Genomic DNA, 24802 nt, shown 5'->3' on the forward strand with positions numbered 1-24802 from the left:
AACTCCGCAGCCCGAGCACATTACTTGTCGATGTCTCCGACGACGAAGAACAGCGACCCCAGGATCGCCACCATGTCCGCGACCAGCTGGCCGGGCAGCAGCACCGACAGGGCCTGGATGTTGTTGTACGACGCCGAGCGCAGCTTCAGCCGGTACGGGGTCTTGTCGCCCTTCGAGACCAGGTAGTAGCCGTTGATGCCGAGCGGGTTCTCGGTCCAGGCGTACGTGGCCCCCTCGGGCGCCTTCAGCACCTTCGGCAGGCGCTGGTTGATCGGGCCGGGCGGCAGCTCGGCCATCCGGTCCAGGCAGGCGACGGCGAGGTCGAGGGAGTTGTGGGTCTGGTCCAGCAGGCATTCGAACCGGGCCAGGCAGTCGCCCTCGGTGCGCGTGACCACCTGCAGGACGTCCTGGAGCTCCCCGTAGGCGAGGTAGGGCTCGTCGCGCCGCAGGTCGAAGTCGACCCCGGAGGCGCGGGCGATCGGCCCGGAGACCCCGTACGCGTGGACCGCCTCCGCGGACAGGACGCCGACGCCGCGGGTGCGGCCGCGGAAGATCTCGTTCCCGTGGACCAGCTTGTCGTACACGTCCATGCGGGTGCGCACGTCGGCGATCGCGGCGCGGGCCCGGCCGAGCCAGCCGGCCGGCAGGTCCTCCTTGAGGCCGCCGACGCGGTTGAACATGTAGTGCATCCGGCCGCCGGAGATCTCCTCCATGACGGCCTGGAGCTCCTCGCGCTCGCGGAACGCGTGGAAGATCGGGGTGATCCCACCCAGTTCGAGGGGGTACGAGCCGAGGAACATCAGGTGGTTCAGCACCCGGTTCAGCTCGGCGAGCAGGGTCCGCATCCACACGGCCCGCTCGGGCACCTCCATGCCGAGCATCCGCTCGACGGCCATGACCACGCCGAGCTCGTTCGAGAACGCGGAGAGCCAGTCGTGGCGGTTCGCGAGCATCACGATCTGGCGGTAGTCACGGGCCTCGAAGAGCTTCTCGGCGCCGCGGTGCATGTAGCCGACGACCGGCTCGGCGCTGACGATCCGCTCGCCGTCCAGGACGAGGCGCAGGCGCAGCACGCCGTGCGTCGAAGGGTGCTGCGGTCCGATGTTGAGCACCATGTCGGTGCTCTCCGCCGCACCGCCGATGCCGACCGTGGTCTCCGTCATGGCCGCATTGTCTCAGTCCTAGGGTGAGGGCATGGAAACGGGGACAGAGGGTGAGACGAGGCGCCCCGAGTGGGTGGGGCTGCCCGGGGGACTGCTGGCGCTGCGGCGGTTGCTGCTGTGGGGCTGGACGGGCCTGCTCGGCGTGGGGACGGCCGTCGTACTGGGCCTGGCGGCCGGCCCCGCATGGGCGGCGGCGGGGGCGCTCTGGCTCGGCGTCGGGGCCTGGGGCGGGGTGCTGCTCGGCCGCAACTGGCGGTCCTGGCGCTACGCCGAGCGGGCGGACGACCTGCTGATCAGCCGCGGGGTGCTGTGGCGGACCCAGACCGTGGTCCCCTACGGGCGGATGCAGCTGGTCGAGGTCACCTCGGGCCCGCTGGAGCGCCGCTTCGGCCTGGCCTCCGTACAGCTGCACACGGCGGCCGCGGCGACGGACGCCAAGATCCCCGGGTTGGCGCCCGCCGAGGCGGAGCGGCTGCGGGACCGGCTGACGGAGCTCGGCGAGGCAAGGTCGGCGGGGCTGTGACCGGCGACCCCGCGGCCGCCGACGCCTCCGTCCCCGCCTCGGCCGACGCGGCGGCCTCCGCGGCGGCCGGGGAGCGGCGGCTGCACGTGCTCACCCCGCTGCGCCGCGCCTGGGTGCCGATCGCCGCGCTCCTCGGCGTGGCCGGCCACCAGGGGGAGCGGGCGGCGCAGTGGCTCGCGGACCTCTCCACCGCCCAGCGGACCGCGGGCGCGGCCGCACTGGTCCTGCTCTTCGGCCTGTACGGGTTCCTGAGCTGGTGGTTCACGCACTACGCCGTGACCGACACCGAGCTGCGCATCCGCACCGGGCTCCTCTTCCGCCGCACCGCGCACCTCCGCCTCGACCGGATCCAGGCCGTCGACGTCACCCGCCCCCTCGCGGCCCGCCTGGCCGGGGTCGCCAAGCTCCGGCTCGACGTCATCGGCACCGGCGACAAGGACGAGCTGGCCTTCCTCGGCGAGCGCGAGGCGGTGGCGCTGCGCGCCGAACTGCTCGCCCGGGCGGCCGGCTTCGCGCCCGAACGGGCCGCCGCGGTGGGCGAGGCCCCGGAGCACGAACTGCTCCGCGTCCGCCCCCGCGAACTCCTCGGCTCGCTGGCCCTCACCCTCTCCGTGTGGGCGGCGGTCCCCGTCGGCCTGGCCGCACCCGTCCTCGTGTGGTGGGTCAGCGCCAACCCCTGGGTGGCGCTCGGCACCCTGCTGCCCGTCCTGGGCGGGGTCTGGGCGGGCACCGCCGGCCGCTTCCTGGCCGAGTACGACTGGCGGGTCGCCGAGTCCCCGGACGGGCTGCGCCTGGACCACGGGCTGCTGGACCGGGCCCACGAGACGGTGCCGCCCGGGCGGGTGCAGAGCGTGCGGATCGTGGAACCGCTGCTGTGGCGGCGCCGGAACTGGGTCCGGGTGGAGCTGGCCGTGGCCGGCTCGAAGAACACGGTCCTGGTCCCGGTGGCCACGCGGGCCGCCGCCCAGGCGGTGATCGCCCGGGTGCTGCCGGGGGTGGACCTCGCGGCCCTCGGCTTCGCGCCCTCACCGGCCGGCGCCCGGTGGGCGGTCCCGGTGTGGTGGAAGGGCTACGCGGTGGCCGTCTCCCACGACGTGTTCGCCGCTCGGAGCGGGCGCCTGTGCCGCCGTACGGAGCTCGTCCCGCACGCCAAGGTGCAGAGCGTGCGGCTGAGCCAGGGGCCGTGGGAGCGGGTGTGCGGGGTGGCCGACGTGCACGTGGACACCGGTGCGAACGCCACGGTCACCGCCCGCCTGCGGGCGACGGCCGACGCCGCCGAGCTGCTGCACGCCCAGGCGGCGCGTTCCCGGACGTCCCGGGCCTCGGCCGGCCCGGAGCGCTGGATGACGTGAGTGCGGTGCCGGGGCGGAACCGTGGACCGCGGCAGTACGTTCAAAGGGCAGGCCAGGCCAGGGCGAGGGACGAGGAGGGCACCGTGACGGAGCGCAAACCCCCGGGTGTCAGCGTGGAGTCCTGGGTGGACCGGCAGATCAGGGAGGCCGCCGAGCGCGGCGACTTCGCGGAACTGCCCGGGCTGGGAAAGCCGCTGCCCTCGCTCGACGCCCCGTACGACGAGATGTGGTGGATCAAGGAGAAGATGCACCGCGAAGGCTTCGCGGTCCTGCCGCCCGCGCTCGCGCTCCGCAAGGAGGCCGAGGACGCCCTGGAGGCGGTCTCGGCGGCGCGCTCCGAGCGGGAGGCCCGCGCGATCCTCTCCGAGATCAACGAGAAGATACGGGCGGCGCTGCGCAGGCCGCCGCCCGGCCCGCCCCTCGGCCTGGCGGAGTTCGACGTCGAAGAGGTGCTGGCGGCCCGTCGCCCGGGGCCCGGCAGCCGGCCCGAGCCCGGACAGGACCGGCCCGAGCCCGGACAGGACCGGCCCGAGCCCGGACAGGACCGGCCCGGGCCCGGACAGGACCGGCCCGGGCCCGGACAGGACCGACCCGAGCCCGGACAGGACCGGCCCTAGCCCGGCCACGTCCGGCGGACGCTGCCCGGGACGGCGGATGCCTGGCCCGGCATGCTCATGCGGTCAAAAGGGTGCGGGTGACCATGACCTGGACGGTGACGGGTGCCGGTGAGCCGTGTCGGACCAAGTGGGCGGTGACGGCGGCCTGTACGTCTTCGCATACCTGTCGGGCGACGTCGACCACGCGGTGGCCGTCGTGCACCATGCACCGCACTTCCACATGCCAGCCGCTCTCGGGGACGCGTTCGGCCCGGATTCCGGCCACGGCGGGATGGGGGTCGGCGTCCACGCCGTGCCGTACCCGGGAGGCCACGGCGGCGAGGCGGTCGGCCAGGACGGGCTGGAGGGCTGCCACACCGGGAACGTCGAGGGCAGCGCGGGCTGCGGCTTGGCGGAGGTCCATGCCGGGGGTGGGGGTCATCGTCTGCTCGCTGCGGGTACGTCGTCCCAGGGCGCGTGGAGGGGCTCCAGCAGGGAGGTGATGTCCAAGTCGACGCCGGTGACGGCCAGGCCGAGCTCGTGGTGCGCGGCGTGGAGGACGGCTTGGCGTACGTGTGCGGCCCGCTCTCGCATTGGTCGGTCGAGAGTGGTGGCCAGCGTCATGACGACATGGACGGCGGTGTCGTCGGGAGTGGGGCTCAGGTGGCAGCTGGCTGCGCGGGCGCCGGGCACGGTGTCGGCGGCGCGGCGCAGCACTTTCGCGGCGGCGTTTTCGGCGATGCGCAGGTTGTGGTCGGGGTCGTCCAGCGGCAGCGACGTACCGAGCCGAACCTCGGCCCGGACCGCGTTGATGACCCGGTTGGCGAGGCTGTGTACGTCGGGTTGCTCCTTGGCGCGCAGGGACTCGGTGGCCCGGTCGAGGGCGCGCAGCCCCTCGACGGCCTGTCGGCAGTGGGGGCAGCCGCCGGTGTGCGCGTCGAGTGCCGTGGCGCCGGGGCTGCGGGCCTGTTGCCAGGCGTCGAGGAGGGGGCGGCCGCAGGGCAGCAGTTCGCCACCGGCGAGCAGCTCCGCTTCGGGGAAGAGCGTGCCGTCCGCCCTCCGGGTGCGTGCGGCCGTCGGGTCCTCGCCCGAGGTGGGGTGCGGGTCGTCTAGCGCCATGGGCGCATCGCCTCCGTCAAAGCTCGTCGTGCACGGAAGAGTCTGCCGCGCACCGTCTGCTCGCTGGTGCCCGTCACGTGGGCGATTTCGTCGTAGTGCAGGCCGTGCAGCTCGCGCAGGACCCAGCAGGTCCGCAGCTCGGGGGTGAGTCCCCTCAGCGCCTGGGTCAGTGCGGCCGCCGTGGCGTCGCTCTCGGCCATGCGGGGTGGTGTGCTGCCTGCGTCGGTGGCGGGGGGCTCCGGGACGGAGTCCAGGGGGATGGCGGGGGGCCGGCGGCGCAGTGCGTTGAGACAGCGGTTGGTGACGATGCGGTACATCCAGGTGCCGAACCCGGCGCCATGGCGGAATTCGGGCAGCTGTCGCCAAGCGCTGAGGAAGGCGTCCTGGACGGCGTCCTGGGCATCCGGCCGGTTGCCCAGCAGGTGGTACGCGAGGGCTGTCAGCCGATGGCTGTGGCGGCGGACCAGGACGGCGAACGCGTCGTCGTCCCCTTCCGCAGCCCGGACGGCCAGCAGTTTGTCCGACAGAGCGCCACCGGACGCGTCCGAGCCGGCCGGGCCATCGGCGACGGACTGTGCGGCGGCCTGGCGCCGGTCTGCCGCGCCTGGTGGGGTCGGGGACCCGGTCCGCTCGTGCATCCGCCGCTCGCTTCCCGTCGGAGGCGTCGTCTCGGTCTTCGCACGTACTCCTCGATGGTACGTGCGGCGGGAGGAACGTGACGAACGTGAGGAACGTGAGGAATTGGTCTGCAGTGTGTCTGATCCTTCGAGGGCACCGCACCGGCGCCCGCACGGACATCCTTTGGAGGAGGTCCTCATGTCGGACAGCATCAGCCCCGTCTCAGGTCAGAGCCGGCCGGACAGCGCGGGCAACCCCCTGCAGGGCCAGAGCGGCGTCGGCGCCGCGCCCGAGACGCGGGGGCGGACCACCATCGCCGACAGCGTCGTCGAGAAGATCGCAGGGATGGCCACCCGTGAGGTACCGGGCATCCACAGCCTCGGCGCCGGGATGACCCGCACCCTGGGTGCCGTGCGGGACAAGGTTCCGGGAGGGCGTTCCAGCGTGAGCCGGGGCGTGAAGGTCGAGGTGGGCGAACGGCAGACGGCCGTGGACCTGGACGTGGTCGTGGAGTACGGCGTGTCCATCGTCGACGTGTCCGGCGACGTCCGCACCAACGTCATCACGGCCGTGGAGCGCATGACCGGCCTGGAAGTGGTCGAGGTGAACATCGCCGTCGACGACGTTCACCTGCCCGACGAGGAGGAGGAAGGCGAGGAGGGCGAGGGCCGCGTCCAGTGACGTGGCGCCACCGGCCCGCCCGCGTTCCGCGGCCGGGCAGGACGAACCGATCGACGTGAGATGCAGGTGAGTGAGATGAGCGCAGCAATGGTGGGCCTGCTGGCCGGAATGGCTTTGGGTTTCGCCGCCTTCTTCGGCGGGTTCTGGGCCTTCCTGCTCGTGGCCGTCCTGGGCGCCGTGGGCCTGGTGGTCGGCCTCATGCTGCAGGGCGACATGGAGATGTCCGACTTCAAGCGGTCCCGGGACCGGCTGTGACCTCGCAGGGCGCCCCCGCCCTGCCCGGGGGAGCCGCCGGCTCCGGCGCCCCACGGGCGCTGCCACCGGCGGCCGAGCGTGGTGCGACGGTCATCCCGGACAAGGTGGTGGCCCGCATTGCGGCCCGCGCGGCACGCGAGGCCCTGCACGGGCAAGCAGGCGCGACACGCACGGAACTGGCTGCTCCGCGCGCCTCGGTGGCCGTCGCCGGCGGATCCGCACGGCTGGGCCTGGCCTTGGACCTGCCGTACCCGGCAGATCTCGCCGGTACCGCCCGCCAGGTGCAGCACTACGTCGGTGAGCGCGTGGCCCAGCTGACCGGCATGAAGGTCACCGAGGTCACGCTGACCATCGAGCACCTGGTCCCCTCCGGCGGACGCGCACACAGACGTGTGCAGTGAGCTGGACCGGGCAACCCCCCCGGAAGGAGAGCAGGCATGACACGGGACCAAGACCCCACGGCCGACAGGGAGCCGCCCCCCGCCACCGGCAAGGGCCCCTCCCCCACGGTGGACCTGCTGGACAAGCAGGCTCCCGACACCCCGCAGCGCGAGTCCGGCAACGACGCGGCCGGCGGTCCGCGTCCCTCGCGCCGCCCGTGGTCCGCACGCCGGATACCTGCCGCGTTGACGGCCCTGGTCATCGCAGCGGCGGCCGGGATCCTGCTGTACGACGTCGTCAGGGTCCGCGCGGGCCACTCCGCCGCCGCCTGGCGCACGCGCCTCGCCGACGAACTGGCCACCCGCCCTCTGGACGACGTCTGGATCCGCACGGGAGCGGCCGTCCTCACCGTCGTCGGCCTCTGGCTGATCATCCTGGCACTGAGCCCCGGCCTGCGTCGTCAGCTGCCCCTCACCACGCACGATGACCAGGTAGAGGCCGGGCTGGACCGCCGGGCCGCCGCTCTCGTACTGCGCGATGCCGCCATGCGCGTCCCCGGCGTCGGTGCCGCCAGGATCCGGGTCGGCCGAAAGCGCGTCACGGCGCGTGCGGAGGTCCGCTTCCGTCCCGAAGCCGATGTCAGGGCCGATCTGCTGGACGCGCTGCGCGAGCAACGCGACCGGCTCGCCCTGGCCCGCCCGCCACGGCTCACCGTCCGGGTACGCAGCCGCCGCAAGTGACTCGCGGGGAGAACAGGAGACGGATCCCATGAAGAGGAAATCCGCAGTCAACCGGGTCCTGCTGGCCGTGACGGGCCTCGTCCTGTCCGTCGCGGGTCTGCTGATGTTGGCGGGTGGCTTCGACGTGTACCGGCGGTGGAACCTGCGGCCCCCCGACGGTTGGCCGGTGAGTACCCCGCACGCCGTGTTGCTCAAGGCGGCGGACCGCACCCGCTGGACGGACGAGAGCTGGTGGTGGCCCGTGGTGATCGCCGTCCTGGCCGTCGTCGTGCTGCTCGCACTGTGGTGGCTGTTGGCGCAGCTACGCCGCACGCACCCCGGCCCCGTACCCGTCGGAGGAACACCTGCGGCGGACGGGGTGGAACTGCGCGAGCACGCCCTGGCCGACGCCCTCGCCGCCGATGTCGGTCACCAGGCCGGCGTGCAGCACGCACGGGTGCGGATGACCGGCCGCGCCGACCACCCGACCGCACACATCGACCTCGTCCTCACCCCCGACAGCGAGCCCGGCGCCGTTCTGCAGGAACTGTGCGACGGTCCTCTGGAACGCGCACGGCGGTCCACCGGCCGGGCCCGCCTTTCCGCCCGGGCACGCCTGCAGGTCGCCCCGCACAAAACGCACCGTGCCGAATAGCGGAGCAGAGGCACCTAGCCGGTGGCGCCGCCGCCGGCGCGGACCAGGCCCGTTTCGTAGGCGAGGACCACGACCTGGACCCGGTCGCGCAGGTTGAGCTTCGTCAGGATCCGGCCCACGTGCGTCTTGACCGTGGCCTCGGACAGCACCAGGCGGCCCGCGATCTCGCCGTTCGACAGGCCCTGGGCGACCAGCAGCATGACCTCCCGCTCGCGCTCCGTCAGCCGCTCGATCTCCTTGTTCTGCGGCTCCTGCGTGCCGGTCGGCAGCAGCGGGGCGAACCGGTCCAGCAGGCGCCGGGTCGTGGACGGCGCCACCACCGCGTCTCCGCTGTGCACCGAGCGGATCGCGGCCAGCAGCTCCGCCGGCGGAACGTCCTTCAGCATGAAGCCGCTCGCACCCGCCTTCAGGCCCGAGAAGGCGTACTCGTCCAGGTCGAAGGTGGTCAGGATGATCACCTTGGGGTGCTCGGGCCGCTCGCAGATCCGCCGCGTCGCCTCCACCCCGTCCAGCTTCGGCATCCGCACGTCCATCAGCACCACGTCCACCTTCGTGGCACGCAGCACCTCCAACGCCTCCAGGCCGTCACCGGCCTCGGCGACGACCTCCATGTCCGGCTGGGCGGCGAGCACCATCCGGAAGCCCGTGCGCAGCAGCACTTGGTCGTCGACCAGCATCACTCGGATGGACATCAGTTACCTCGACCTCGTCATTTCTTCTTGAGCGGGAGCAGGGCGCTGATCCGGAAGCCTCCGCCCGGGCGGGGGCCCGCGTCCAGGGTTCCGCCGACCATACCGATCCGTTCCCGCATGCCGATCAGCCCGTGCCCGGCGCCGTCCGCGCCGCCGTCCTCGTACAGCTCGTGGGCCGCGCCCCGGCCGTCGTCCTCGACCAGCAGGCCGAGCCCGTCGTCGAAGTAGACCAGCCGCACGCTGGCCTTCGCTTCGGGGCCGCCGTGCTTGCGGGTGTTCGTCAGCGCCTCCTGGACGATCCGGTACGCGGTGAGCTCGACGCCGCTGGGCAGCCGCCGCGGGGCGCCCTCGACCTCGAAGTCCACCGGGAGGCCCGCCGCCCGTACCTGCTCGACGAGGACCTCGATCTGCTCGACGTCCGGCTGCGGCACGTAGTCCTCGGACTCCTGCGGCTCGCCGGTCCGCAGCACGCCCAGGAGGCGGCGCATCTCGGCCAGCGCCTGGCGGCCGGTGCCGGAGATGGTCTCCAGGGCCTCCTTGGCCTGGTCCGGCGCCACGTCCATCACGTAGGCCGCGCCGTCCGCCTGCACCACCATCACCGAGACGTTGTGCGCGACGACGTCGTGCAGCTCGCGGGCGATCCGGGCCCGCTCGGCTGCCACGGCGACCTTGGCCTGGGCCTCGCGCTCCTTCTCCAGGCGCTGGTTCCGCTCGACGAGCTGTGCGTAGTACGCGCGCCGGGTGCGCAGGGAGTCGCCGAGCACCCAGGCGAGGGCGAAGGGGACGATGGCGAACAGGGTGAAGAAGACGTTGTCGGTGGTGCCGCCCTTGTCCACGTGGAAGCGCAGGGCGTACAGCGGGGAGGCGGTCAGCCCGATGGCGAAGGCCGTACGGGAGAACCGGCGCGAGACCTCGGCCGAGGCGGCGACCGTGTACAGGGCCACCAGCATCCCGAAGTCGCCGGCGTGCACGTCGCTGCCGGTCAGCAGCTGGTAGACACCGGTGCCGACGGCCAGCCAGAACATGGGCACGGTCCACTTGCGGCGCAGGGCGACGACGGCGCCCATCGCCAGCACGGAGGGCACGGCGACCATGCGGGTCGCGGCGCCCGCGGGGCCGGGCTCGGCGACCTCCAGCATCGCGATCCCGACGAGGAGGACAGCCCAGAAGCTGTCGACGCCCGTCGGGTGTCTGCGGAGGAAGTCGTAGAGGCGCTGCACGTAACCCAGCGTAGGCAACGCAGATGGGTGCCGGAGTCAACCACAGGTGCGAACCTCGGGACGGGGGTGTACTCCGCAAGGTGGAGGGCGCCCTTAGCCTCTGGGGGATGAGCATGCAGAGCACTCGGGGTGAAGGGGCGGAGCCCGTCCGCTGGCGCACGGCGACGGAGCGGGCGCTCTACGGTCCGGACGGCTTCTACGTACGCCCCGGCGGGGCGGGCCCCGCCGGGCACTTCCGCACCTCCGTGCACGCCTCCGCCCTGTACGCGGGGGCCGTGGCCCGGCTGCTGCGGTGGGTGGACGCCGAGCTCGGCCACCCCGGGGACCTGGACCTGGTCGATGTCGGCGCCGGGCGGGGGGAGCTGCTGGCCGGGGTGCTGGCCGCGCTGCCCGCGCAGGTCGCGCAGCGGGTGCGCCCGTACGCGGTGGAGCGCGCCGGGCGGCCGGAGGGCCTGGACCCGCGGATCCAATGGGTGCCGGCGCCGCCCGAGGGGACGAGGGGCCTGCTGTTCGCGAACGAGTGGTTGGACAACGTACCCGTGGACGTCGCGCAGGACGGGCGCTACGTGCTCGTCGCCCAGGACGGTACGGAGACCCCGGGCCCGGTGGTGGACGGCCCGGACCGGGTCTGGCTGGAGCGGTGGTGGCCGGACGCCTGGCCCGCGGGGCGCGCGGAGATCGGCAGGCCGCGCGACGAGGCCTGGGCGGCGGCCGTCGCGACCCTGGAGGCGGGGCTGGCGGTGGCCGTGGACTACGCCCACACCCGCGGGGCCCGGCCTCCCTACGGCACGCTGACCGGGTTCCGCGGGGGCCGGGAGGTGCGGCCGGTGCCCGACGGGAGCTGCGACGTCACCGCGCACGTGGCGCTGGACGCGTGCGGGGGGCCGGGGTCGGCGCTGCTGAGCCAGCGGGAGGCGCTGGGCCTCCTCGGTGTTTCCGGGGCCCGGCCGCCGCTGGCCCTGGCCTCCTCCGATCCGGCGGGGTACGTCCGTGCGCTCGCCTCCGCGGGGGAGGCGGCGGAACTCACCGCGCGCGGCGGGCTGGGGGACTTCCTGTGGCTCGTCCAGCCGGTCGGCGTCGCGCCCTGGCCGGGCTGAGCCGGACCGGCCCTGGCCGCGGCGGGCCCGGACCGACCCGGGGCCAACCCGGGACCGGACCGGACCGGACCGGCCCTGGCCGCAGCCGGCCCTGAACCGACCCGGGCCCGCCGCGCGCAGCGAGGCCCCGCGCAGGCGGATCCCTCGTTCCGCGGGGCTGTTCCGCGGGGTTATTCCGTGACGTCGTGCCCGTGGCCCTCGCGCAGGCCCCCGCCGGCCCCTGCGCCGCCGTCCGTCGGCTTCGCGACGACCGGCTGCGACAGCGGGGCCAGGTCGAAGGCGTAGTGGCCGACCGCGTTCGCGATGACGTCCACGTTGATGTCGAGCGCCTTCTGGTCGATGTTCGCGATCGTGTCGCCCTTGCCGTGGTAGTTCACGTCGTACGCGATTCCGGCCTGGCCGCCGAACTTCGCGGCCTGCGCCGCCGTCTTGATGCCCTCGGCGCCCGTGTCCGTGCCGCCGGACGGGATGCCCGCCTCGATGAACGGGCCGTAGTCCGAGCGGCCGGTGAAGTCGGATCCCTCGTGCGGGATCTTCTGCGCGTCGAGGAAGTCGGTGATGCCCTTCTCCAGCTGCGCCGAGCCCTCGGGGCCGGGGCCCGAGCCGACGTGGTCCGAGTCGTCGCCGTCGTAGACGAAGTACGCGGCGTTCGGCGAGGCGATCATGTCGAAGTTCAGGTACAGCCTGATCTGCTTCTTCTGCTCCGGCGTCAGCCCGCCCACGTACGCCTCGGAACCGAGCAGGCCGAACTCCTCCGCCGACCACCAGGCGAACTTGACCTTGTTCTTGATCTTGTTCTGGCTGCTCGCGAGGCGCTGGGCGACCTGGAGGATGCCGGCCGAACCGGAGCCGTTGTCGTTGATGCCGGGGCCGGCCGAGACCGAGTCGAGGTGGGCGCCGAGGAAGACGGTGTTGTTCTCGTCGCCGCCCCGCGTCTCCGCGATGACGTTGTACGTCTTGCGGTTCTCGCGCAGCTCGCGGATGTCCAGGGTGACCTCGACCGGGCCGGCCGCGGCCTCGGCGGCGAGCCGTTCGCCCTCGGCCTTGGTGACGCCGCCGGTCGGGACCTTGCCCGCATTGGGGTCGCCCAGGGTGCCGTTGAGGGCGCCCTCGGTGTTGTTGTAGATGATCGCGCCGACCGCGCCCGCCGCGGCGGCGTTGGCCTGCTTGACCGCGAAGGTGCAGCCGCCGCGCTTGACCAGGGCGATCCTGCCGGTGAAGGCGCCCGCGGCGAAGTCACCGGGCTCGCAGCCGTTCGTACCGTCCGCGTCGACGGGGGCCACGGCGAGCTGCGCCGTCACGCCGTTCTCCGGGCCGCTCGCGGTGTACGTCATCAGCTTGACCGGGACGTCGCGTCCGCCCGTCCCGTTGACCTTGAGGGTCTCGGCGATCGTCTCGACGTACACGAACTCGAACTCGTTCTTCGTCACCTTGTAGCCGGCGGCCCGCATGACGGCCTCGACGTACTGGGCGGACTGCACGTGGCCCTTGGAGCCGGCCACCCTGGTGCCGTTGTTGTAGTCGGCGATGGACTGAAGGACCTTCAGATGGTTGAAAGCCCCCTTGCCGGTCGCGTCCTTGACCAGTTTCCTGGCCAGTGCGTCACCCCGCGCGGCGTCGCTCTGCGGGCTGCCCGCGGCTCCGGCGGGACCGGCGAGCAGCAGGGGGGAGACGAGGGCCGCGGCTGCCAGGGCGGCGGTGGCTGCGGCTATACGGCGTGAGGGCATGAAGTTCCTTCCACGACAGATGCGAGCAGGCATGAGGTGAGCGGTGGACGCACGGTATAGACGGAGAAGCCGATCTGGCCATAGCTTTCACTGATTCCGGTTCGTGAAATCCGTATATCGGTGAATCCACGCAGTCTGCAACCGGTCGGGGGCCTAACGGAGGATGCCCTCGATGAAGTCGGATCCGATCCGGGCGACCGCCGTCAGGTCCAACTGGTGCTGGGCGTAGCGGCCTTGACGCCGCGTATGGAGCAGCCCGGCCTTCTTCAGCGCCGACAGGTGCCGGGACACCTCCGGCGCGGTGATCCCGTACACGGTGGCCAGCTCGCTCGTCGTGTACGGGGCCCGGGCCAGGCTCCGGCACAGCTGCATCCGCATCGGGTGGGCCAGCGCCTCCATCCGCCGTTGGAGCAGTTCCACGGAGCCGGGCGCGGGCAGCTCGGGCGAGCCGAGGGGGTAGTGGACCACCGGCATCCAGCCGGGGGCGTGCAGGACGAGCAGGTGCGGCCAGCCGAAGTGGGTCGGTACGAAGACCAGCCCGGGGCCGGCCGCCGGATCGGTGGCGGTGGCCGAGCCGTTGACCATCTTGTCGGCGGTGATGACCGTGCGGCCCTCGTCGACGCTCAGCGCCGGGGACACCTCCTGGAGCACGGCGGCCAGCCCCTTGCGCCGCAGCACCTGCGTCTTGTGCCGCGCGTCGGCAGACTGCTGCGCCTCGATGCGCTGCCAGGTCTCGGCGAAGAAGGCCTCGTCGCAGTCCTCCAACAGCCGGCGCAGCCACACCCGCACCCCGGCGGTGTCGTCCAGCAGCCGGACCGAGAACTCCAACTGGCGCGGGCCGCGCGCGGCGGCCACCTCCAGGGCCTTCGCCCGGGCGGCCGGATCGCGCAGCGGGGACGGGCCGCCGCCCTCGTTGTAGAGCGCCAGCCAGCAGTGCTCCAGGGCGGCCATCACGAACCGCTCGTCATCCATCCGGTCGAGTACGTCGAGCTCCTCGGCCAGCGTCGCGGCGGGCCGCCCGGTCCCGCCGGGGACCCCGGCGAAGGCCATGAAGATGTCGGAGAACGAACTGCGCCACATGAACTCGGCTTCGAGCAGCCGCTCCGCGAGGCTGCGGTCGAGCGCGGCGGCGGTGGCGGTGGTCCAGGAGGCGAGCCCCGGGTGGTGGGCGGGCTGTGAGAGCGCATGCAGGGCCATGCAGAGCTCCGCGAGCGGGGACGGCGCGAAGGTGATCCGCTCGGCGGGCAGCCCGGCGATGTCGATGGTGACGCTCATCGCCCCATTCTCCCCGGCACACCGCTGCGACCAGCACGGACACCGCCCGATTGACGGGGACGGTCAATCGTCGTGCGGGCCGCCCGCGGCGGGGCGAGGGTGGAGGCATGACCGCGATCGAGCAGTACCTCATCGACACGTACCGGGCCTCCCAGCACGGCGCCCCGATGCCCCCGCCGCCGGGCCGGGACGACGTCGCCGTCGTCCGGGCCGCCCGTACGTACGAGCAGTTCCGGGCCGTCCTGGACGGCCGCCCGGCCCGGCACCCCTGGCACGCCGCCCTGCACCGCCTCCTGATCCGGGCCGGGGAGCAGGGGAGGCGGCACCGGCCTCAGTCGAAGTTCGGCGCGTTGCGCTCGTAGACCAGGCGCAGGCCGATCAGGGTGAGCCACGGCTCGTGGTCGTCGATCACCGAGGACTCGCCCAGGACCATCGGGGCCAAGCCGCCCGTCGCGATGACGCGGACGTCGTCCGGGTCGCCGTGCGGACCCGCCAGCTCCTTCGCCATGCGGGTGACGACCCCGTCGACCTGGCCCGCGAAGCCGTAGACCACGCCCGACTGCATCGCCTCGACCGTCGACTTGCCGATCACGTTGCGCGGCCGCGCCAGCTCGATCTTGCGCAGCTGCGCGCCCCGTACGCCGAGCGCCTCCATCGAGATCTCGATGCCCGGGGAGATCACCCCGCCCACGTACTCGCCCTTCGCCGACACCGCGTCGAAGGTCGTCGCCGTGCCGAAGTCCACGACGATCGCCGGGCCCCCGTACAGCTCCACGGCCGCGACCGCGTTGATGATGCGGTCCGCGCCGACCTCCTTCGGGTTGTCCATGAGGATGGGGACGCCCGTCTTGATGCCCGGCTCGACCAGGACCGCGGGGACGTCCCCGTAGTAGCGGCGGGTGACCTCGCGCAGCTCGTGCAGCACCGACGGCACCGTCGAGCAGATCGCGATGCCGTGGATGCCGTCGCCGAGCTCGCTGCCGAGCATGGGGTGCATGCCCATCAGGCCCTGCATCAGCACGGCCATCTCGTCGGCGGTGCGGCGCGGGTCCGTGGAGATGCGCCAGTGCTCGATGATGTCGTCACCGTCGAACAGGCCGAGCACGGTGTGGGTGTTGCCGACGTCGATGGTCAGCAGCATTACCGCTCCTCGCGCAGGTCCAGGCCGATGTCCAGGATCGGGGCGGAGTGGGTGAGCCCGCCCACCGCGAGGTAGTCGACACCCGTCTCGGCGTACGCGCGGGCGTTGGCCATCGTCAGGCGGCCCGAGGACTCCAGCACCGCCCGGCCGTGCACCAGCGCCACCGCCTCCTCGGTCTCCAGCGGCGTGAAGTTGTCGAGCAGGATCAGGTCCGCGCCCGCGTCCAGGGCCTCCCGGACCTGCTGGAGGGTGTCGACCTCGACCTCGATCGGCAGGTCGGGGAACTGCTCGCGCACCGCCTGGAAGGCCTCCCGGACACCGCCCGCCGCGATGACGTGGTTGTCCTTCACCAGTGCCGCGTCCGACAGCGACATCCGGTGGTTGACGCCGCCGCCGCAGCGCACCGCGTACTTCTCCAGCGAACGCAGGCCCGGCGTGGTCTTGCGGGTGTCGCGGACCTTCGCCTTGGTGCCCTCCAGCTCGTCGGCCCAGGCGCGGGTCGCCGTCGCGATGCCCGACATCAGGCACAGCAGGTTCAGCGCGCTGCGCTCGCCCGTCAACAGGTCCCGGGTCCGGGCCTTCACCGTCAGCAGCACCTGGCCCGGCCGGACCCGGTCGCCGTCCTCCACGTGCCGCTCGACCTCGAACTCGTCCTCGCACACCACCGAGAGCACCGCCTCGGCGACCCGCAGACCGGCGACCGTGCCCGCCTCGCGCGCCGTGAAGTCCGCGTACGCCACCGCGTCCTCGGGGACGGTGGCGACGGTGGTCACGTCGACCCCGCCGTCCAGGTCCTCGGAGATCGCCATGTGGGCGATGTCCTCGACCTCGATCGGGTCCAGGCCGGCGTCCGCCAGCAGCTGCGCCAGCGCCGGGTCCAGGCCGCTCTCCTCGCCGTCACCGCAGGCGCAGCCGTCGCCGCAGCCGCCGCCCGCCGCGGACTCGTCGAGCAGCGGAAGCTCCGCGTGCCCGTGCTCGTGGTCGTGCTGTTCGGGGGTGCTCACGATGACTGCTCCTGGCTCAGGGGGTGCTCGGGGTACTGGTGCTGTACGGGCGGAAAGCCCGCGGAGTCGGTGGTGGTGACGACCAGGGCCCGCTTCTCGGTGCGCGACAGCCGCACGACGAGGTGGCGGCGCCAGGCGGCATCGTCCCGGTCGGGGTGGTCCTCGCGCCAGTGGCAGCCGCGGGTCTCCGCCCGCCGCTGGGCGGCGGCGACCAGCACCCGGGCCACGCACAGCAAATTGGTGGCCTCCCAGGTGTCGACGCCCGGTTCGGCGGTCTTCCCGTGGGTCTCCAGGCCGTTCAGGGCGGCGAGGTAGAGGTCCTCCAGGGCGGTCGCGGCGCCGGCCAGCGACTGCGCGGAACGCAGCACGCCCGCGCCGTCCGTCATGATGCGCTGGACCTCGTAGCGGGCCTCGGCCGGCTGGAGCGGGCCCTTCGCGGGCTCCGGGACGACCGGGCCGGTGCCGGACGGGGCGTGCGCGACGATGTCCTCGGCGATGCGCTCGGCGAAGACCAGGCCCTCCAGCAGGGAGTTGGAGGCGAGCCGGTTCGCGCCGTGGACGCCGGTGCAGGCCACCTCGCCGCACGCGTACAGGCCGGGGACGGTCGTCCGGCCGTGCAGGTCGGTGCGGACCCCGCCGGACGCGTAGTGCGCGGCGGGCGCCACCGGGATGGGCTCGGTCACCGGGTCGATGCCGTGGGTACGGCAGGCCGCCAGGATGGTCGGGAAGCGCTGCTCCCACATCTCGGCGCCGAAGTGCCGGGCGTCCAAGTACATGTGCCGGGCGCCCTGCTCCTGCATGCGCCGCATGATGCCCTTGGCGACGATGTCGCGCGGGGCCAGCTCGGCCAGCTCGTGCTGTCCGACCATGAAGCGGACGCCGTCCGCGTCGACGAGGTACGCGCCCTCGCCGCGGACCGCCTCCGACACCAGGGGCTGCTGGCCCTCGGCGTCCGGGCCGAGGAAGAGCACCGTCGGGTGGAACTGGACGAATTCGAGGTCCGAGACCTCCGCCCCGGCGCGCAGCGCGAGCGCCACGCCGTCGCCGGTGGACACCGACGGGTTGGTGGTGGCGGAGAAGACCTGCCCCATGCCGCCGGTCGCGAGGATCACGGCGGGCGCGTGGACGGCGCCGACGCCGTCGTGCTGGCCCTCGCCCATGACGTGCAGGGTGACACCGGCCGTGCGGCCCTCGGCGTCCTGGAGCAGGTCCAGGGCCAGCGCGTTCTCGACAGTCTCGATGCCGGCCGCGTGCACGGCCTCGACCAGCGCCCGGGAGATCTCCGCACCCGTCGCGTCGCCGCCCGCGTGCGCGATCCGGCGCCGGTGGTGGCCGCCCTCGCGGGTCAGCTCGATCTCGCCGGTCTCGGCGGAGGTGTCGAAGACGGCTCCGGTGGCGATGAGGCGGCGTACCGCATCCGGGCCCTCGGTCACCAGGAGCCGCACGGCGGCCTCGTCGCACAGGCCCGCGCCCGCGACCAGGGTGTCGTCCAGGTGCTGTTCGGGGGTGTCGCCCTCGCCGAGCGCGGCGGCGATGCCGCCCTGGGCCCAGCGGGTCGAGCCGTCGTCCAGCCGGGCCTTGGTGACCACGACGGTTCGGCGGCCCGCGGCGGCGCAGCGCAACGCGGCGGTCAGGCCGGCGACGCCGGAGCCGACGACCACGACGTCGGCTTCGAGGGCCCAGCCGGGGGCGGGGGCGTGCAGCCGTATGCCGGTGCCGGAACCGGCAGGGCCGGTGCCTGCGGCGCTGGTGCCAGGGGTGCTCACGTGTGTGCTCCGAACTCCAATGGGATGTTGTCGATCAGCCGGGTCGTGCCGACCTTCGCGGCGACGGCCAGCACGGCCTGCCCGGTGAAGTCGGGGCCGACCTCGGTGAAGTCCTGCGGGTCCACCAGCGCGAGGTAGTCCAGGACCAGCGGCGGCTCGTGCCGGCCCGCCTCCTCCAGGACGTGGCGTGCCGCCGCCCGTACGCCTTCCGGCAGGTCGGTGCCGGCGGCGCAGGCCGCCGACACGGCGTGCGCGTCCGCGGAGGCACGGATCTCGCCGAGCCGGGCGAGCGCGGTGGCCCGCTCGTCGCTGGCCGGTGCGGCCTCGGCGCGGGCGAGCAGCGCGGCCTGCGCGGCGAGGCGGTCCTGCCCGGCGAACAGGGCGCGCGACAGGGCCAGGGCCGTGCGGCGCTCCTGCGCGGACAGGTAGCGGTTGCGGGACGACAGCGCGAGCCCGTCCTCCTCGCGGACGGTCGGTACGCCGACCACCTCCACGGGGAAGTTCAGGTCGGTCACCATCCGCCGGATCAGAGCCAGCTGCTGCGCGTCCTTCTGGCCGAACAGGGCCAGGTCGGGGCGGGTGAGGTGGAGCAGCTTGGCGACGACGGTCAGCATGCCGTCGAAGTGGCCCGGACGGGTGGCCCCTTCGAGCCGCTCGCCCATCGGGCCCGCGCTGATCCGCACCTGGGGGGCGCCGCCCGGGTAGACCTCGTCGACGGCGGGGGCGAAGACGGCGTCCGCGCCCGCGTCACGGGCCAGCCGGAGGTCGGCGTCGAGGGTGCGGGGGTAGCGGTCGAGGTCCTCGTTCGCCCCGAACTGGAGGGGGTTGACGAAGACGGTGACCACGACCTGGCCGTCCGGTCCGGCCTGCTCGCGGGCCGTACGGATCAGGGTGGCGTGCCCCTCGTGCAGGGCGCCCATGGTCATGACGACGGCCCGGGGGCCGGCGCCGGAGCGCGGGAGGCCCGCCAGCTCCTGCGCGGTGTCGATCAGCAGGAGATCGCGGGCCGGATCCCGGGTCAGGTCTCGGCTCACCGGTCCGTGCTCCCATCCGCGCCGTTCGCGCTGTCGGCCAGGACCCCGAGCAGGTCCTCGGCGAGTTCGGGCTTGAGCAGACCGTGCGCCAGGGCCCGGTCGGCGGTGGTGCGGGCCATCGCGAGGTACCCGGCCACCGCGCCGGGGGCGTGCTCGCGCAGCTGCGAGACGTGCGCGGCGACCGTACCGGCGTCACCGCGGGCCACCGGCCCGGTCAGCGCCGCGTCGCCCGAGCGCAGGGCGTTGTCCAGGGCCGCGCCGAGGAGCGGGCCGAGCATCCGGTCGGGGTGCTCGACCCCGGCCTTGCGCAGCAGCTCCATGGCCTGGGCGACCAGCGTGACCAGGTGGTTCGCGCCGAGGGCGAGCGCCGCGTGGTAGAGCGGGCGGGCCTCCTCGGCGATCCACTCGGGCTCCCCGCCCATCTCGATCACGAGGGCCTCGGCGGCCAGCCGCAGCTCCTCGGGGGCCGTGACGCCGAACGAGCAGCCCGCCAGGCGCTGGACGTCGACCTCGGTGCCGGTGAAGGTCATCGCGGGGTGCAGGGCCAGCGGGAGCGCGCCCGCACGCCGGGCCGGGTCCAGCACCGCGGTCCCGTAGCGCCCGGAGGTGTGGACGAGGAGCTGGCCGGGCCGGACCGCCCCGGTCCCGGCGAGGCCCTCGACGAGGGAGGGCAGCGCGTCGTCGGGCACGGTGAGCAGGACCAGTTCGGCCCGCTCCAGCACCTGGGCGGGCGGTACCAGCGGCACGTCCGGCAGCATCCGCTCGGCCCGGCGGCGCGAGGCGTCGGAGACGCCGGAGACGGCGACGGGCCGGTGTCCGGCGTGCTGGAGGGCACGGGCCAGCGCGGGACCGACCCGGCCGGCGCCGACGACGCCGACGGTGAGCCGGGCAGGGCGGTCGGACGGATCCCGTGGCTCCGTCTGATGGGGTGCGTTCACGCGGGGAGGGCCTTCCGTTCCAGTCCGCGGGGGGTACCGGACGATACGCCGCCATGCTAGCCCCTGGGCGTCCAGGCCGGTCGGCGATGATCAGGGGCATGAGCGGCGACGAGGAATCGAGGAAGCGGCTGGTCGCGGCGGGGCGGGGGGCGGAGCGGATGCTCTCCCGCAGTCTGCGCGAGCCGACGGTGGGGGAGCTGGTGGCCGAGCTGGCCGCGCTGGGCGTTCCCGATCCGGACGAGCCGGGCGACCTGTACGGGGACGGGGTGGTGGGCCGCCTGGAGCGGCGGGTGGCGGAGCTGCTCGGGATGCAGGAGGCGGCGTTCTTCCCGACGGGGACGATGGCCCAGCAGGTGGCGCTGCGCTGCTGGGCGGGGCGGACCGGGAACCCGGTGGTGGCCCTGCACCCGATGAGCCACCCGGAACGGTGGGAGGGCGGTGCGCTGGGGCTGGTCTCCGGCCTGCGGACCGTGCATCCGACGGGGGAGGCGCGCCAGCCGACGGCCGCGGAGGTCACGGACCTGCCGGAGCCCTTCGGCACGCTGATGCTGGAGCTTCCGCTGCGGGACGCGGGCTTCCTGCTCCCCTCGTGGGAGGAGCTGGAGGCGCTCGTGGAGGCGGCCCGCGAGCGGGATGCGGTGGTGCACTTCGACGGGGCCCGGCTGTGGGAGTCCACGGTGCACTTCGGCCGGAGCCTGCCGGAGATCGCGGGGCTCGCGGACACGGTGTACGTGTCCCTCTACAAGTCGCTGGGCGCGCTGAGCGGGGCGGTCCTGGCCGGCCCCTCCTCCCTGATCGCCGAGGCCAAGGTCTGGCGGCACCGGTACGGTGGCCAGGTCTTCCGCCAGTTCCCGCAGGCGCTGTCGGCGCTGGCCGGGCTGGACCGGGAACTGCCGCTGCTGCCCTCGTACGTCGCCCAGGCGCGGATGGTCGCGCAGGAGCTGGAGTCTGCCTTCGCCGCGGCCGGGCTCCCGTGGTTCCGGATCCACCCGCAGCCCCCGCACACCCACCAGTTCCAGGTGTGGCTGCCGTACGGGGCCGACCGGCTGACGGAGGCGGGCGCCAGGCTCGCCGAGGAGACGGGCACCGTGCTGTTCCGCACGTGGTCGGCGGAGGGCGGCGCGCCCGGCATCGCCATGACGGAGCTGGAGGTCACCGCCCCGGGCCTCACCTGGACCCCCGAGGACGTCCACCGGGCCGCCGAGGCCTTCACGGCCCGCCTCCACCTCTGACCCCCGCACCCGGGGGCGGCAGGGAAGCACGGCGGAGGCGGGGCGGTGAGCATGGCCGGGAAGCGCGGGGGCCGGCGCCCGTTCCGGCCGGGCAGGCAGGGGTGCCCGGGGCGCGCGGCGGGGGCGCGGAGGGCGGATTTCGCGGAAATCGCCGGTACGCAGCCCACTCGGCGTTACCGTCCTGCCACGGGAACCACCTGCGCCGTCGACCGGAGGAGACGCTCCATGACCGTTCAACCCGCCTGGCGGAAGTCCTCGTACTGCGGCGAGGGCGAGGCCTGCGTGTACGTTGCCGCCGCCCCCGGACACCTGGTCCGGGTGGCCGACCGGGCCGACCCGGCCCACCTGGTTCTGGCCACCACCCAGGCCGCCTGGACCGCCTTCCTGGACGCCGTCAAGACGTCGGACGGCCCGGCCGGCGCGGACACCGCGGCCGCCCCGCACCCGCCGCGCCGGAATCGCGCCCCTCAGGGGATTTTGTCCGATTAGCGCGTATCTTCGGCCCATGCCCACGCCTTACGGATCCCGCGGCGGCATGGCGTTCAGCGACGCCGAGCTGCACCTGCTCAGGCGAACGCTCGCCCACGCCCTCCAGTCCTCCACGGCCCCCCTGACGACCTCCGAGGTCCAGGACTGCCTGCGCCTCGCGCAGTCGGTGGACGACGCGGTCCAGGAGGCGGGCCGACTCAGAGAGTTCCTCCTCGCCGACCTCGCCCGCTACCGGGGCGCCCTGCCCGGCAGCCTCCCCGGATATCTGGAGCTGCTCCAGGACGCCCTGGCCGCGGGGTACGAGCCCACCCCCGACGACCTCGCCGCCCTGCGCGCCCTGCGCGGCAACCCGCTCGCCTCGGCGGTGCTCGACCGCTGCCAGGCCGTCGCCGAGCGCTCCGTACGGCGCCGGCTGACCACCACCCCCGCCCCGCGCACCCGGCTGCTGGCCCTGGCCGGCGGCAAGGACAAGGACGAGCCCCCGCGGCCCGCCCCCGCGCCCGGGCCCGCGCCCACCCCGGCCCCCAAGGAGCCCGCGCGGCCGGAGCGGCCCGTCCCGACCCCCGGCGAGGTCTTCCCGCCCCGCCGCAAGCCGGCCCCGCCCCCCGGGGCGGACCTGGCCGCCGGGTAGCTACGCTGGGGGCCATGGACTACGTTTCCGCGCTCGTGCCCCCCATCGTGATGGCCGCGTTCTTCATCGCCCTCGTCGTGACGATCGTGAAGAGCCAGGGCGGCGCCAACAAGGCCAAGGAGGACGCGGCGGTCGACGCCGTGCTCGCCCGCGCCGAGGCCGCCCGCCGGCCGCAGAAGTAGCAGCAGGCAAAAGCAACAGCGGCGCGGACGCGGTCCGCACGCTGCGGTACCGCAGGACATCGGGCGCACGCTCCCCGGAGCGTGCGCCCGATTTTCTTGCGCGTTGCCCCCGCTATAGTCGGGCAATTCCGCACAACCCGCACTATCGTGCTGTTGTGCCTCGCCCCCTGGGAGAACTCGAAGACGCGGTCATGACGCGGGTGTGGCAGTGGAACCGCCCGGTCACCGTCCGGGAAGTCCTGGAAGACCTTCAGCAGGAACGGTCCATCGCCTACACGACGGTCATGACCGTTATGGACAATCTCCATCAGAAGGGCTGGGTCCGCCGGGAAGCCGAAGGCCGCGCCTATCGATATACCGCGGTCTCCACCCGCGCCGCCTACTCGGCCGCACTGATGAACGAAGCCTGGTCGACGAGCGACAACCCCGCCGCCGCCCTGGTGGCCTTCTTCGGCATGATGTCCGCGGAGCAGCGCGAAGCCCTCCGCGACGCCTTCCGGATCGTCGGCTACGACGACGAATCCGCGCCGGACAGCCACCCGGGCCACCCGGAAGCGGCGCCCGCGGCGCCCCCCGCGGCAGGCCCCGGAGCACCCCCCGGAGCCGCCGCCGGAGCAGCCCCCGAGGCGCCTCCCGCCGAAGAGGACTCCGCCGAGCGCCCGGCGGGTCCGGGGCGATAGCGTCCGGGGCATGGCTGAGTTTTCCGCTGCACAAGCAAAAACAGTGACGATCCGCCGTGCCCGCACCGGTGATGTTCCCGCGCTGCGCCGCCTGCTCGACCAGTACGTGCAGCAGAGGATCCTCCTCGACAAAGCCCCCGTCGTCCTTTACGAGGACATCCAGGAGTTCTGGGTCGCGGAACGCGACTCCGACGGCGAGGTGGTCGGCTGCGGCGCTCTCCACGTCATGTGGGAAGACCTCGCCGAAGTCCGTACTCTCGCCGTCGACCGCACCTTGAAGGGCGGTGGAGTCGGCCATCAGCTGCTCCAGCAGTTGTTGGACACGGCCCGCGCTCTGGGGGTCAGCCGGGTTTTCTGCCTGACCTTCGAAGTGGACTTCTTCGCCAAGCACGGCTTCGTCGAGATCGGCGAGACCCCGGTCGCGACCGATGTGTACATGGAGCTCCTGCGTTCCTATGACGAGGGCGTCGCCGAGTTCCTCGGTCTCGAACGAGTGAAGCCGAACACCTTGGGCAACAGCCGGATGCTTCTGCACCTCTGAACGATCACGGCGGCTTTTCCCGTGCTCCGCACACCTGTGGCCTATGTCCGAATCGCGCACGTTTCCCTCCCCGTTGCGGTCTCGAACCTCTCCCAGGGGGTTTGTGTTTTCCAGGCAAAAGCGGTTTCCTTTCCGCGTACTGCTTTTCGATGAAAGGAAATCCGGTGGCACAGAAGGTTCAGGTCCTTCTTGTCGACGACCTCGACGGTGGCGAGGCGGACGAGACCGTGACGTTCGCTCTGGACGGCAAGACCTACGAGATCGACCTCACCACCGCCAACGCGGAAAAGCTCCGTGGCGCGCTTGAGCAGTTCATCAAGAGCGGCCGCCGCACCGGTGGCCGTGCCGCCGCGGGCCGCACCAAGGGCCGGGCGGCCGCGCCCTCGGGCAACCCGGACACCGCCGAGATCCGCGCGTGGGCCAAGGCCCAGGGGATGAACGTCAACGACCGCGGGCGCGTCCCGCAGGACATCCGCGACGCCTACGAGAACGCCAAGGGCTGACCCGCGGCGTCCCGTAGCGGCGTACGCCGACGCAGGCGGGCCCGGTGGCACTCCGTCGCCGCCGCGGCCACCAGGCGTACGAGATCGGGCCCGTGCGCGGGCCCGGCAGCGCCCTGCCCAGGACCGGGCAGGGACGGCAGCAGTGCTTCACACCCCTGCTCGGGGGGTCGCAGCCACACGGCGGCCCCCCGGGGACTCCCCAGCACGGGATAGCCTGGAGGAACCGGGGCCGTGATCCGGCCTCCCGTACCGACGGCGCCGAGGTCCAGGGCGACCCCGCCCCACTCCAGCCAGTCGAGCAGCCCCTCCAGCTCCTCCGCGCTGCCGGGGGCCACCAGGAAGCGCATCCTGCGCCCCATCAGCGCCACCGGACCGGTCGCGACCGGCCTGCGCAGCAGCTCCGCCCCCGCGTCGGCGGGCAGCTCCAGGACGTCGAACCGGAGTCCGGTGACCAGCTGGGCCGGCGGACCGCCCGCGGTGCTCCAGCCGAGCACGCGCTCGTACCAGGCGGCATACGCATAGGTATCCGCATCGGGGTACGCATCCTCGGGCGTGACGCGCGGCGGCGGAACGGTGAGGGCCATGCCC

General features: G+C 73.4%; 30 protein-coding genes and 1 pseudogene. 17 read left to right on the forward strand and 14 right to left on the reverse strand.

Annotation, left to right across the window (positions count from 1 at the left end):
* Nucleotides 1–20: 20 nt before the first annotated feature.
* A complete protein-coding gene (locus AC0666_RS09385; RefSeq protein WP_468584077.1) occupies nucleotides 21–1163 on the reverse strand; it encodes an NADH-quinone oxidoreductase subunit D in 1143 nt (380 codons plus the stop codon).
* A gap of 31 nt (nucleotides 1164–1194) precedes the next feature.
* On the opposite strand from AC0666_RS09385, the gene AC0666_RS09390 reads away from it, so the two are divergent.
* The 3 genes and pseudogenes from AC0666_RS09390 to AC0666_RS09400 form a co-directional block, all read left to right on the forward strand.
* Entirely contained in the window at nucleotides 1195–1686 is a 492-nt protein-coding gene (locus AC0666_RS09390) for a PH domain-containing protein (protein WP_468965524.1), read from the forward strand.
* Nucleotides 1683–3038: a PH domain-containing protein gene (locus tag AC0666_RS09395; RefSeq protein WP_468965522.1), complete on the forward strand. Its 1356-nt coding sequence runs from the start codon at nucleotides 1683–1685 to the stop codon at nucleotides 3036–3038. The genes AC0666_RS09390 and AC0666_RS09395 overlap by 4 nt, the downstream gene beginning before the upstream one ends.
* An 83-nt stretch (nucleotides 3039–3121) precedes the next feature.
* Nucleotides 3122–3511 (forward strand): annotated as a pseudogene (locus tag AC0666_RS09400) (DnaJ family domain-containing protein); the annotation flags it as partial.
* Nucleotides 3512–3710: 199 nt separating this feature from the next.
* Here AC0666_RS09400 and AC0666_RS09405 read toward each other — a convergent pair.
* Genes AC0666_RS09405 through AC0666_RS09415 form a run of 3 tightly spaced genes read right to left on the reverse strand, consistent with a single transcriptional unit; the run spans nucleotide 3711 to nucleotide 5391 of the window.
* Entirely contained in the window at nucleotides 3711–4076 is a 366-nt protein-coding gene (locus AC0666_RS09405) for an Asp23/Gls24 family envelope stress response protein (RefSeq protein ID WP_468965519.1), read from the reverse strand.
* A complete protein-coding gene (locus AC0666_RS09410) occupies nucleotides 4073–4753 on the reverse strand; it encodes a hypothetical protein (protein ID WP_478707347.1) in 681 nt (226 codons plus the stop codon). The genes AC0666_RS09405 and AC0666_RS09410 overlap by 4 nt, the downstream gene beginning before the upstream one ends.
* Nucleotides 4744–5391 (reverse strand): RNA polymerase sigma factor, encoded by a 648-nt coding sequence (locus AC0666_RS09415; protein WP_468965516.1) that lies wholly within the window; start codon nucleotides 5389–5391, stop codon nucleotides 4744–4746. The genes AC0666_RS09410 and AC0666_RS09415 overlap by 10 nt, the downstream gene beginning before the upstream one ends.
* 178 nt (nucleotides 5392–5569) lie before the next feature.
* Here AC0666_RS09415 and AC0666_RS09420 point away from each other — a divergent pair, with 178 nt between their 5' ends.
* The 5 genes from AC0666_RS09420 to AC0666_RS09440 all read left to right on the forward strand — a co-directional run bounded on the left by AC0666_RS09420 (nucleotide 5570) and on the right by AC0666_RS09440 (nucleotide 8062).
* Nucleotides 5570–6052, forward strand: coding sequence for an Asp23/Gls24 family envelope stress response protein (locus tag AC0666_RS09420; RefSeq protein WP_468965514.1), 483 nt, complete (start codon nucleotides 5570–5572; stop codon nucleotides 6050–6052).
* Nucleotides 6053–6127: 75 nt separating this feature from the next.
* Nucleotides 6128–6307: a hypothetical protein gene (locus AC0666_RS09425; protein WP_361712031.1), complete on the forward strand. Its 180-nt coding sequence runs from the start codon at nucleotides 6128–6130 to the stop codon at nucleotides 6305–6307.
* Complete coding sequence (locus AC0666_RS09430) at nucleotides 6304–6708, forward strand: Asp23/Gls24 family envelope stress response protein (RefSeq protein ID WP_468584089.1); 405 nt, start codon at nucleotides 6304–6306, stop codon at nucleotides 6706–6708. Before AC0666_RS09425 ends, AC0666_RS09430 begins: the two co-directional genes overlap by 4 nt.
* A 36-nt stretch (nucleotides 6709–6744) precedes the next feature.
* On the forward strand, nucleotides 6745–7428 hold the full coding sequence (locus AC0666_RS09435; RefSeq protein WP_468965512.1) for a DUF6286 domain-containing protein: 684 nt from the start codon (nucleotides 6745–6747) through the stop codon (nucleotides 7426–7428).
* A 28-nt stretch (nucleotides 7429–7456) separates the two neighbouring features.
* Nucleotides 7457–8062 carry an alkaline shock response membrane anchor protein AmaP gene (locus AC0666_RS09440; protein ID WP_478707348.1) on the forward strand — a complete coding sequence of 202 codons (606 nt, stop codon included), beginning with the start codon at nucleotides 7457–7459 and terminating at the stop codon, nucleotides 8060–8062.
* Between the two features lie 14 nt (nucleotides 8063–8076).
* Here AC0666_RS09440 and AC0666_RS09445 read toward each other — a convergent pair whose 3' ends face one another.
* A complete protein-coding gene (locus tag AC0666_RS09445) occupies nucleotides 8077–8754 on the reverse strand; it encodes a response regulator (RefSeq protein WP_468965510.1) in 678 nt (225 codons plus the stop codon).
* 17 nt (nucleotides 8755–8771) lie between these two features.
* Entirely contained in the window at nucleotides 8772–9974 is a 1203-nt protein-coding gene (locus AC0666_RS09450; RefSeq protein WP_468965509.1) for a sensor histidine kinase, read from the reverse strand.
* A 107-nt stretch (nucleotides 9975–10081) separates the two neighbouring features.
* Here AC0666_RS09450 and AC0666_RS09455 point away from each other — a divergent pair, with 107 nt between their 5' ends.
* Nucleotides 10082–11071 carry an SAM-dependent methyltransferase gene (locus AC0666_RS09455; protein ID WP_468965508.1) on the forward strand — a complete coding sequence of 330 codons (990 nt, stop codon included), beginning with the start codon at nucleotides 10082–10084 and terminating at the stop codon, nucleotides 11069–11071.
* A gap of 170 nt (nucleotides 11072–11241) precedes the next feature.
* Here AC0666_RS09455 and AC0666_RS09460 read toward each other — a convergent pair whose 3' ends face one another.
* A complete protein-coding gene (locus AC0666_RS09460; RefSeq protein WP_468965507.1) occupies nucleotides 11242–12798 on the reverse strand; it encodes a M28 family metallopeptidase in 1557 nt (518 codons plus the stop codon).
* Between the two features lie 153 nt (nucleotides 12799–12951).
* Nucleotides 12952–14073, reverse strand: a complete 1122-nt coding sequence (locus AC0666_RS09465) for a DUF5937 family protein (RefSeq protein WP_468965505.1) — start codon at nucleotides 14071–14073, stop codon at nucleotides 12952–12954.
* A 107-nt stretch (nucleotides 14074–14180) separates the two neighbouring features.
* On the opposite strand from AC0666_RS09465, the gene AC0666_RS09470 reads away from it, so the two are divergent.
* Nucleotides 14181–14435, forward strand: coding sequence for a hypothetical protein (locus AC0666_RS09470; RefSeq protein ID WP_468584103.1), 255 nt, complete (start codon nucleotides 14181–14183; stop codon nucleotides 14433–14435).
* Here the strand turns inward: AC0666_RS09470 and AC0666_RS09475 are convergent.
* Genes AC0666_RS09475 through AC0666_RS09495 form a run of 5 tightly spaced genes read right to left on the reverse strand, consistent with a single transcriptional unit; the run spans nucleotide 14405 to nucleotide 19956 of the window.
* On the reverse strand, nucleotides 14405–15214 hold the full coding sequence (locus tag AC0666_RS09475) for a type III pantothenate kinase (RefSeq protein WP_356846641.1): 810 nt from the start codon (nucleotides 15212–15214) through the stop codon (nucleotides 14405–14407). The two genes, AC0666_RS09470 and AC0666_RS09475, sit on opposite strands and share 31 nt — an antisense overlap.
* Nucleotides 15214–16167 (reverse strand): carboxylating nicotinate-nucleotide diphosphorylase, encoded by a 954-nt coding sequence (nadC, locus tag AC0666_RS09480; protein ID WP_478707368.1) that lies wholly within the window; start codon nucleotides 16165–16167, stop codon nucleotides 15214–15216. Before nadC ends, AC0666_RS09475 begins: the two co-directional genes overlap by 1 nt.
* Before the next feature lie 47 nt (nucleotides 16168–16214).
* A complete protein-coding gene (locus AC0666_RS09485; protein WP_468965501.1) occupies nucleotides 16215–17984 on the reverse strand; it encodes an L-aspartate oxidase in 1770 nt (589 codons plus the stop codon).
* On the reverse strand, nucleotides 17981–19018 hold the full coding sequence (gene panC / locus AC0666_RS09490) for a pantoate--beta-alanine ligase (protein WP_468584107.1): 1038 nt from the start codon (nucleotides 19016–19018) through the stop codon (nucleotides 17981–17983). The genes AC0666_RS09485 and panC overlap by 4 nt, the downstream gene beginning before the upstream one ends.
* A complete protein-coding gene (locus AC0666_RS09495) occupies nucleotides 19015–19956 on the reverse strand; it encodes a Rossmann-like and DUF2520 domain-containing protein (protein WP_361712042.1) in 942 nt (313 codons plus the stop codon). The genes panC and AC0666_RS09495 overlap by 4 nt, the downstream gene beginning before the upstream one ends.
* 53 nt (nucleotides 19957–20009) lie before the next feature.
* Here AC0666_RS09495 and AC0666_RS09500 point away from each other — a divergent pair, with 53 nt between their 5' ends.
* From AC0666_RS09500 to AC0666_RS09530, 7 genes are all read left to right on the forward strand, one after another.
* A complete protein-coding gene (locus tag AC0666_RS09500; RefSeq protein ID WP_478707349.1) occupies nucleotides 20010–21188 on the forward strand; it encodes a threonine aldolase family protein in 1179 nt (392 codons plus the stop codon).
* A gap of 225 nt (nucleotides 21189–21413) precedes the next feature.
* Entirely contained in the window at nucleotides 21414–21677 is a 264-nt protein-coding gene (locus AC0666_RS09505) for a DUF397 domain-containing protein (protein WP_468965497.1), read from the forward strand.
* Between the two features lie 16 nt (nucleotides 21678–21693).
* The gene (locus AC0666_RS09510) at nucleotides 21694–22308 is read left to right on the forward strand and encodes a hypothetical protein (protein ID WP_478707350.1); all 615 of its coding nucleotides are present in this window, start codon (nucleotides 21694–21696) and stop codon (nucleotides 22306–22308) included.
* Between the two features lie 14 nt (nucleotides 22309–22322).
* Nucleotides 22323–22490 carry a hypothetical protein gene (locus tag AC0666_RS09515; protein WP_361712046.1) on the forward strand — a complete coding sequence of 56 codons (168 nt, stop codon included), beginning with the start codon at nucleotides 22323–22325 and terminating at the stop codon, nucleotides 22488–22490.
* A 155-nt stretch (nucleotides 22491–22645) separates the two neighbouring features.
* Nucleotides 22646–23170 carry a BlaI/MecI/CopY family transcriptional regulator gene (locus AC0666_RS09520; protein WP_478707351.1) on the forward strand — a complete coding sequence of 175 codons (525 nt, stop codon included), beginning with the start codon at nucleotides 22646–22648 and terminating at the stop codon, nucleotides 23168–23170.
* Nucleotides 23171–23180: 10 nt separating this feature from the next.
* Nucleotides 23181–23711, forward strand: coding sequence for an amino-acid N-acetyltransferase (locus tag AC0666_RS09525; protein ID WP_468965491.1), 531 nt, complete (start codon nucleotides 23181–23183; stop codon nucleotides 23709–23711).
* 164 nt (nucleotides 23712–23875) lie between these two features.
* Complete coding sequence (locus tag AC0666_RS09530) at nucleotides 23876–24214, forward strand: histone-like nucleoid-structuring protein Lsr2 (RefSeq protein ID WP_356846658.1); 339 nt, start codon at nucleotides 23876–23878, stop codon at nucleotides 24212–24214.
* Here AC0666_RS09530 and AC0666_RS09535 read toward each other — a convergent pair.
* Nucleotides 24193–24798 carry an SCO3374 family protein gene (locus AC0666_RS09535; RefSeq protein ID WP_478707352.1) on the reverse strand — a complete coding sequence of 202 codons (606 nt, stop codon included), beginning with the start codon at nucleotides 24796–24798 and terminating at the stop codon, nucleotides 24193–24195. The two genes, AC0666_RS09530 and AC0666_RS09535, sit on opposite strands and share 22 nt — an antisense overlap.
* Between the last annotated feature and the right edge of the window lie 4 nt (nucleotides 24799–24802).

The sequence above is a fragment of the Streptomyces sp. NPDC043680 genome, assembly GCF_056436685.1.

Excerpts from the sequence above, each read along its gene's own strand:
- AC0666_RS09385 (WP_468584077.1), bottom strand. The coding sequence starts at position 1,163 with ATGACGGAGACCACGGTCGGCATCGGCGGTGCGGCGGAGAGCACCGAC.
- AC0666_RS09390 (WP_468965524.1), top strand. The coding sequence starts at position 1,195 with ATGGAAACGGGGACAGAGGGTGAGACGAGGCGCCCCGAGTGGGTGGGG.
- AC0666_RS09405 (WP_468965519.1), bottom strand. The coding sequence starts at position 4,076 with ATGACCCCCACCCCCGGCATGGACCTCCGCCAAGCCGCAGCCCGCGCT.
- AC0666_RS09410 (WP_478707347.1), bottom strand. The coding sequence starts at position 4,753 with ATGGCGCTAGACGACCCGCACCCCACCTCGGGCGAGGACCCGACGGCC.
- AC0666_RS09415 (WP_468965516.1), bottom strand. The coding sequence starts at position 5,391 with ATGCACGAGCGGACCGGGTCCCCGACCCCACCAGGCGCGGCAGACCGG.
- AC0666_RS09420 (WP_468965514.1), top strand. The coding sequence starts at position 5,570 with ATGTCGGACAGCATCAGCCCCGTCTCAGGTCAGAGCCGGCCGGACAGC.
- AC0666_RS09425 (WP_361712031.1), top strand. The coding sequence starts at position 6,128 with ATGAGCGCAGCAATGGTGGGCCTGCTGGCCGGAATGGCTTTGGGTTTC.
- AC0666_RS09435 (WP_468965512.1), top strand. The coding sequence starts at position 6,745 with ATGACACGGGACCAAGACCCCACGGCCGACAGGGAGCCGCCCCCCGCC.
- AC0666_RS09440 (WP_478707348.1), top strand. The coding sequence starts at position 7,457 with ATGAAGAGGAAATCCGCAGTCAACCGGGTCCTGCTGGCCGTGACGGGC.
- AC0666_RS09445 (WP_468965510.1), bottom strand. The coding sequence starts at position 8,754 with ATGTCCATCCGAGTGATGCTGGTCGACGACCAAGTGCTGCTGCGCACG.
- AC0666_RS09455 (WP_468965508.1), top strand. The coding sequence starts at position 10,082 with ATGAGCATGCAGAGCACTCGGGGTGAAGGGGCGGAGCCCGTCCGCTGG.
- AC0666_RS09460 (WP_468965507.1), bottom strand. The coding sequence starts at position 12,798 with ATGCCCTCACGCCGTATAGCCGCAGCCACCGCCGCCCTGGCAGCCGCG.
- AC0666_RS09465 (WP_468965505.1), bottom strand. The coding sequence starts at position 14,073 with ATGAGCGTCACCATCGACATCGCCGGGCTGCCCGCCGAGCGGATCACC.
- AC0666_RS09470 (WP_468584103.1), top strand. The coding sequence starts at position 14,181 with ATGACCGCGATCGAGCAGTACCTCATCGACACGTACCGGGCCTCCCAG.
- AC0666_RS09475 (WP_356846641.1), bottom strand. The coding sequence starts at position 15,214 with ATGCTGCTGACCATCGACGTCGGCAACACCCACACCGTGCTCGGCCTG.
- AC0666_RS09500 (WP_478707349.1), top strand. The coding sequence starts at position 20,010 with ATGCTAGCCCCTGGGCGTCCAGGCCGGTCGGCGATGATCAGGGGCATG.
- AC0666_RS09505 (WP_468965497.1), top strand. The coding sequence starts at position 21,414 with ATGACCGTTCAACCCGCCTGGCGGAAGTCCTCGTACTGCGGCGAGGGC.
- AC0666_RS09510 (WP_478707350.1), top strand. The coding sequence starts at position 21,694 with ATGCCCACGCCTTACGGATCCCGCGGCGGCATGGCGTTCAGCGACGCC.
- AC0666_RS09515 (WP_361712046.1), top strand. The coding sequence starts at position 22,323 with ATGGACTACGTTTCCGCGCTCGTGCCCCCCATCGTGATGGCCGCGTTC.
- AC0666_RS09525 (WP_468965491.1), top strand. The coding sequence starts at position 23,181 with ATGGCTGAGTTTTCCGCTGCACAAGCAAAAACAGTGACGATCCGCCGT.
- AC0666_RS09535 (WP_478707352.1), bottom strand. The coding sequence starts at position 24,798 with ATGGCCCTCACCGTTCCGCCGCCGCGCGTCACGCCCGAGGATGCGTAC.